Source organism: Acinetobacter sp. V2 (genome assembly GCF_001188385.1).
GTDB classification, from domain to species: Bacteria; Pseudomonadota; Gammaproteobacteria; order Pseudomonadales; family Moraxellaceae; genus Acinetobacter; species Acinetobacter oleivorans.
Genome location: NZ_JZFB01000002.1, coordinates 257773 through 263176, shown reverse-complemented (window position 1 = coordinate 263176; position 5404 = coordinate 257773). Strand labels below are relative to the sequence as shown.

Sequence of the window (5404 nt, the reverse complement as noted above, 5' to 3'; positions counted from 1 at the left end):
CCTAACCCATCCATTACGGCATAGTAAACGCCAGCCAAGTCATTACTTTTAATTCGTGGTTGATAAGGCACATCAACTGATTCACCGTTACGAATATTGCATAAATGCCAAATAGGGTTTTGCTTTTGAGTGCCTAAGCTAATACTTGGAAAGTCTTGTAATTCGGAATAATGCTCAATAGTACGGCCTTGAAGTAATTCAGGCGAAGCCACGAGACAATGGTCAGTTTTAATCACATCGCGAACAATTAAATTCGAATCTTCATTGGGTTCGAAATTGGTCCGAATCGCGAGGTCGATATCATCATGCAAAATATCAACTCGACGGCTTGTCAGCTCGAGTGCAATCTCAACTTTTGGATAGGTTTTTAAAAATTGATTTAAAATTTTTCTAATTTGAAAATGCATCATAAGCGGTGGACAGCTTACTTTCACTAACCCTTGAGGTTCACTTTTTTGCTTTAACAAAACATTTTCTGCACATTCAACTTGAGCAATGACTTTGCAGCATTCTTCATAGAACTCTTGGCCTAAATCGGTCACTTTAAAATGGCGGGTTGTTCTTTGAATGAGGCTAACGTTAAATTTATTTTCAAGGTCAATAATGCGTCGGCTGAGCTTAGATTTACTAATATTTTCAGCTTCACTGGCTGCACTAAAGCCGCCGTGTTTTACGACTAAATAGAAATAATAAAAATCATCAAAAGAACTTATCAATGTCAGATCAATCCAATTAAATTCAAGATTAGAGCGCTTAAGCACTCTAATCTTGGCAATAGAATTTATTTTTGCGATGTATTAAAGCTATAGCTGGTCATCAGGTTGCGGTAATCAGGAATATGATTTGAGAAGAGTGCACCAAGACCTTCTACATCATTACGCCAGTCGCGGTGTAACTCACATGCCATACCGAACCAAGTCATCAGCTGAGCGCCTGCTTTTGACATACGGTCCCAAGCAGCATCACGTGTTAATTCATTGAAAGTACCAGAAGCATCGGTAATCACAAACACTTCAAAACCTTCTGCAAGTGCAGATAAAGCAGGGAATGCCACACAAACCTCAGTTACCACACCAGCAATAATGAGTTGTTTTTTACCTGTCGCTTTAACCGCTTTTACGAAGTCTTCATTATCCCATGCATTGATTTGACCAGGACGTGGAATAAATGGCGCATCTGGAAAAAGCTCTTTTAATTCTGGAACTAAAGGACCGTTTGGACCATTTTCAAAACTCGTGGTAAGAATAGTCGGTAAATTAAAATATTTCGCAGCATCTGCAAGTGCTAATACATTATTTTTAAATTTATCTGGATCGATATCTCGAACTAAAGAAAGTAAACCTGCTTGATGGTCAACTAAAAGAACCGCAGCATTATCCTTGTCTAAACGTACGTAATCTTGAGCCATTTTTTATGTCCTCGTGTTATCAAAATAAATAATCAAAAATTATTAAGTAGGTCATCAGTGCCTAAAATTATGCTAGATGAGTTTGTTGTCGTGATTAAGTCTAAAAAATAGGATTAAGAATTTTAAAAATAGGACGATCTTAAAAAGAGCACCTCAAACTTTATGATTGTCTCATAGATGAAATAATGTGTTGCTAATCCTGATCTATAAACTGCAATTATTGAGGCGTAAAATCAATCTCAGTTCAAGAAAATCCTACATATATAGGAGAGATCAGATGAAGAAATTTCTTGGTGCATATCAAAATAACCACATGCATTGGGTGGGTGATGGTTTCCCTGTATATAACCTATTCTCTTATGACCGTTTAGGCCAAACCCTAAGCCCATTTTTGCTACTCGATTATGCAGCCCCTTATACCTTCTCGCCAACGACTGAACAACAAGGTGTAGGCTCGCATCCACACCGTGGCTTTGAAACAGTGACCATCGCCTATCAAGGTGAAGTGACTCATAAAGACTCAAGTGGTGGCGGCGGAACCATTAAAACTGGTGATGTGCAATGGATGACTGCGGGTGCAGGCGTGTTGCATGAAGAGTTCCATTCTCCTGAATTTGCAGAGCATGGTGGTCTTTTTGAAATGGTGCAATTATGGGTAAATTTACCTGCTCATTCAAAAATGACGCCTGGAAAATATCAAGCAATTGAAGCGAAAGAGATTCCAGACATTGCGTTAGACGAGCATGGCAGTCATTTACGTGTGATTGCTGGTGAATATGCAGATGCAAAAGGTGCAGCAACGACATTTAGTCCATTAAATGTATGGGATGGTAAATTGGCTAAAGGTCAAAAACATACCCTCTATGTACCTGAAGGTCACACCACGCTTGTTGTGGTATTAGATGGCGCAGTTGTGGTCAATGATGCTAATCGCCTTGAAGGTAAAACCGTTGCGATTTTGTCTCGTGAAGGTGTTGAGTTTAGCTTAAATGCAGAAGAAGATACTAAATTCTTAGTGTTGACTGGCCAACCACTTAACGAACCAATCGAAGGTTATGGTCCATTCGTAATGAATACCAAAGCCGAGATTATGGAAGCGATTAATGATTTTAATCGTGGAAAATTCGGTTCAATCATGCAAGAAGGATAAATTGTTTAATTGCACTTAATCCGCTATTAAAACAAAGTAATAAAAAGCCCGCTATCAAGTGTGAATAGCGGGCTTTTTCGCTGTAAAGATTCTGTTTTTATGATGGTTTTCATTGTTGTTGCGGCATTGTTTTATGTGATTTGGTTCTCATTATTGTGGCTCTATGATATCTCAAAAAAAGATAGTTGTAAAACATATGATATAAATATAGTTAAATTATCTTATTTTATTTAAAAGATTTTTTTTAAATTTATAAAAAATATCAGTTTTTATATGACTGTATATTTTTGTAAAAAAATATACAAAGCCAGCCTGTCTGTTAGGTAAATATTTTCTATATAAATTGATGCAAAAAATAAAAATCTGGTAGTTTTTAATACGGTGTTTTTTTAGGGTATGAGTGATAATCAAAAAAATTCTCGAAAAATGGGACATCATTTTGAATATCGCAATTATTGGCAGTGGAATGGCAGGTCTTGCGGCAGCAAGAATTCTGAAAGATGCAGGGCATACGATCACGATATTTGAAGCACTTCCTGGCCGGGGAATGGATAGCCATAGCATTGAATTCGATGGTGGAATTATTGATGCACCGCTACGTGTGATGAATCCACATCTGTGGAAAAACACACTTAGCCTTGCTGCTCATTTAGGCATTAAAACTTTCCCAGTTCGTACTTATATGTCATGTAGCTGGTTATTCGAAGATCGTACGGAAACATGGTTAACGACATCTCGTAGTCGTATTGGTAATTTCCCAATTATCAATAACCGTAAAGGCATCCAGCAATATGGCTGGCGTCTTGTGAAAGGAATGTTGCAATTAAAAACTGCAATTCATCAGTTTTTTAAATCTAAAAATCAAGATATTACCCTCGCTGAATTTATTAATCAGAACGATATAGAAGAAGTATTCTGGCATGGAGTTGTAATGCCGGTGCTCTATACAATTTGTACGTGTAATCCAAAAACAATTGGCGACTGGCCTGCAAAAAACTTACTTGAGTTTTTACGTCACTTAACTGATGGCGATATGCTATTACGTATGAAAGGTGGTACACCTGCATTTGTAGACAGCTTAATTAAAGATATCGACATTCATAGCGGATCAGCGATTAAAAACGTTGAATTACAAGGCGAAAAAGTACTGGTTGAAAACAGCCAAGGTGAAAAGAACTTATTTGATCGAGTGATTGTTGCAACGCCAACATCTAAAATTGATGAGTTTTTGAACCCTGAACAATTTGCTGAAGATATGAATTTGCTTAAGCAATTCCGTTTTGAGCAAGGTGATCTTGTTATTCATACAGATGCAACAGTAATGCCACCACGTCGTAAAGACTGGTCAGTGCTGAGCTATATGATGGATCGTAAATTTACCCGTCAGCAATTCACTGTTTGGATGAATGCAGTTGAACCTTCACTTGTGGGTAAAAATCCTGTATTCCAAACTTGGCGTCCAGTAACTGATATTGATCCTAAAAAAATCATTTCAAAAGTGACCTTAACGCGTGCAGTCGTTGACTCACAAACAGTTGCTCTAAATAAAGAATTGCAACAACGCCATTTAGACTTAAACCGTAAAGTCTTTTACTGTGGTTCATGGTCATGTGATGGCTTGCCAATTTTAGAGTCGGCAGTTACTTCCGCGATGCATATCGCTGAAATTTTAGGTGCACCTTTACCATTTGTAGGTTTAAAGCCTCAGGTTGAAGTTGCCCCTGAACTCGGTTACTAAAATTGTGAAAATAAAAGTTCGAGCGGCTCTTTCTCGACTTATCCCCCATAAATATGCAATTGATGCATCAAGTTTGGGAGATAACGAAGAGCTTGCTTGGACAAATTTGGGTTTTTGGAAAAATACCCAAAACTATCGTGAAGCTTGTTGCCAATTGGCAGATCATTTGGCACAAGCTGTCAATTTAAATTCAAAAGATCATCTCTTAGATTTAGGCTGCGGACAGGGTGCAAGTTTGTTGCACTGGCTACAGCACTATCAACCCAAAAGTCTCAGTGCAGTTGACTTACAAGTCCAGTGTGTTAATAAAATTCAAAGGCTTATTCCTGAAATAAGGCAGATTTTTTGTGGTTCATTTTTAAATTTAAAACAATTTGAATTTAAACAACACTTCGATGCAGTGTTATGTATAGATGCGGCTTATCACAGCAATTTAAATTCATTTCTAGATTCAGTCACTCCAGTTTTAAATTCAAAAGGCCGATTAGGTTTTCACTACTTAATGCGTGCTGACACATGTCAAAACATGACCGTCCTGCAAGAACAAAAGCATCGTTATTTACTTAAAGCAGCAAATGTCGCTTGGGATGCTATACCAACTGAAAAAATATTAAGAACAACCTTGGAACAACAAGGTTTTGCCGATATTCAAATTGAAGATTTATCCGAGCCTGTATTACTCGGTTTTTCGCGGTATATTCAAAATCAGCAAGGACAAAATCAAAGCCGAGGATTGGCAAATTTTAAAATTCAAATCACTGCAAAGTTATGCCAACAACTCTACCAAAATGGATATGTACGTTATATTCAAATCACAGCAATAAAAAAATAGGATGAGCCATGTCAGCTAAATATCAAGGATCGTGTTTATGTGGAGCTGTGAGCTACCAAAGCGAAGCGGAGCCACGTTATAGCTTTAATTGCCATTGTCGAGATTGTCAGAAGGCAACAGGTTCAGCATATGCACCAATTGCTTTTTTTCACCAATCTGAATTGAAAGTGAATGGTGAACTTAAATATTTTGAGACTTTAGGATCGTCTGGCCGACCTATTAAAAGAGCATTTTGCCCGACTTGTGGTTCTCAGCTTTTTGGCTTACCTGAAATTG

The 5404-nt window shown here is 37.7% G+C and carries 5 protein-coding genes and 1 pseudogene; 4 read left to right on the top strand and 2 right to left on the bottom strand.

Features of this window, described 5'->3' with window-relative positions; genetic code table 11:
* Together UC75_RS10070 and ycaC are read right to left on the bottom strand one after the other, a co-directional pair.
* A pseudogene (locus tag UC75_RS10070) lies at positions 1-761 on the bottom strand (LysR substrate-binding domain-containing protein); the annotation flags it as partial.
* 20 nt (positions 762-781) lie between these two features.
* Positions 782-1408, bottom strand: a complete 627-nt coding sequence (ycaC, locus tag UC75_RS10065; protein ID WP_002052204.1) for an isochorismate family cysteine hydrolase YcaC — start codon at positions 1406-1408, stop codon at positions 782-784.
* Between the two features lie 277 nt (positions 1409-1685).
* Here ycaC and UC75_RS10060 point away from each other — a divergent pair, with 277 nt between their 5' ends.
* The 4 genes from UC75_RS10060 to UC75_RS21030 form a co-directional block, all read left to right on the top strand.
* Complete coding sequence (locus tag UC75_RS10060) at positions 1686-2558, top strand: pirin family protein (protein ID WP_049837500.1); 873 nt, start codon at positions 1686-1688, stop codon at positions 2556-2558.
* A gap of 439 nt (positions 2559-2997) precedes the next feature.
* Entirely contained in the window at positions 2998-4296 is a 1299-nt protein-coding gene (locus UC75_RS10055; RefSeq protein ID WP_049837607.1) for an FAD-dependent oxidoreductase, read from the top strand.
* A gap of 4 nt (positions 4297-4300) precedes the next feature.
* Complete coding sequence (locus tag UC75_RS10050; RefSeq protein ID WP_049837499.1) at positions 4301-5128, top strand: SAM-dependent methyltransferase; 828 nt, start codon at positions 4301-4303, stop codon at positions 5126-5128.
* A gap of 8 nt (positions 5129-5136) precedes the next feature.
* On the top strand, positions 5137-5404 hold a 268-nt coding region (locus tag UC75_RS21030), incomplete at its 3' end, for a GFA family protein (RefSeq protein ID WP_228137254.1).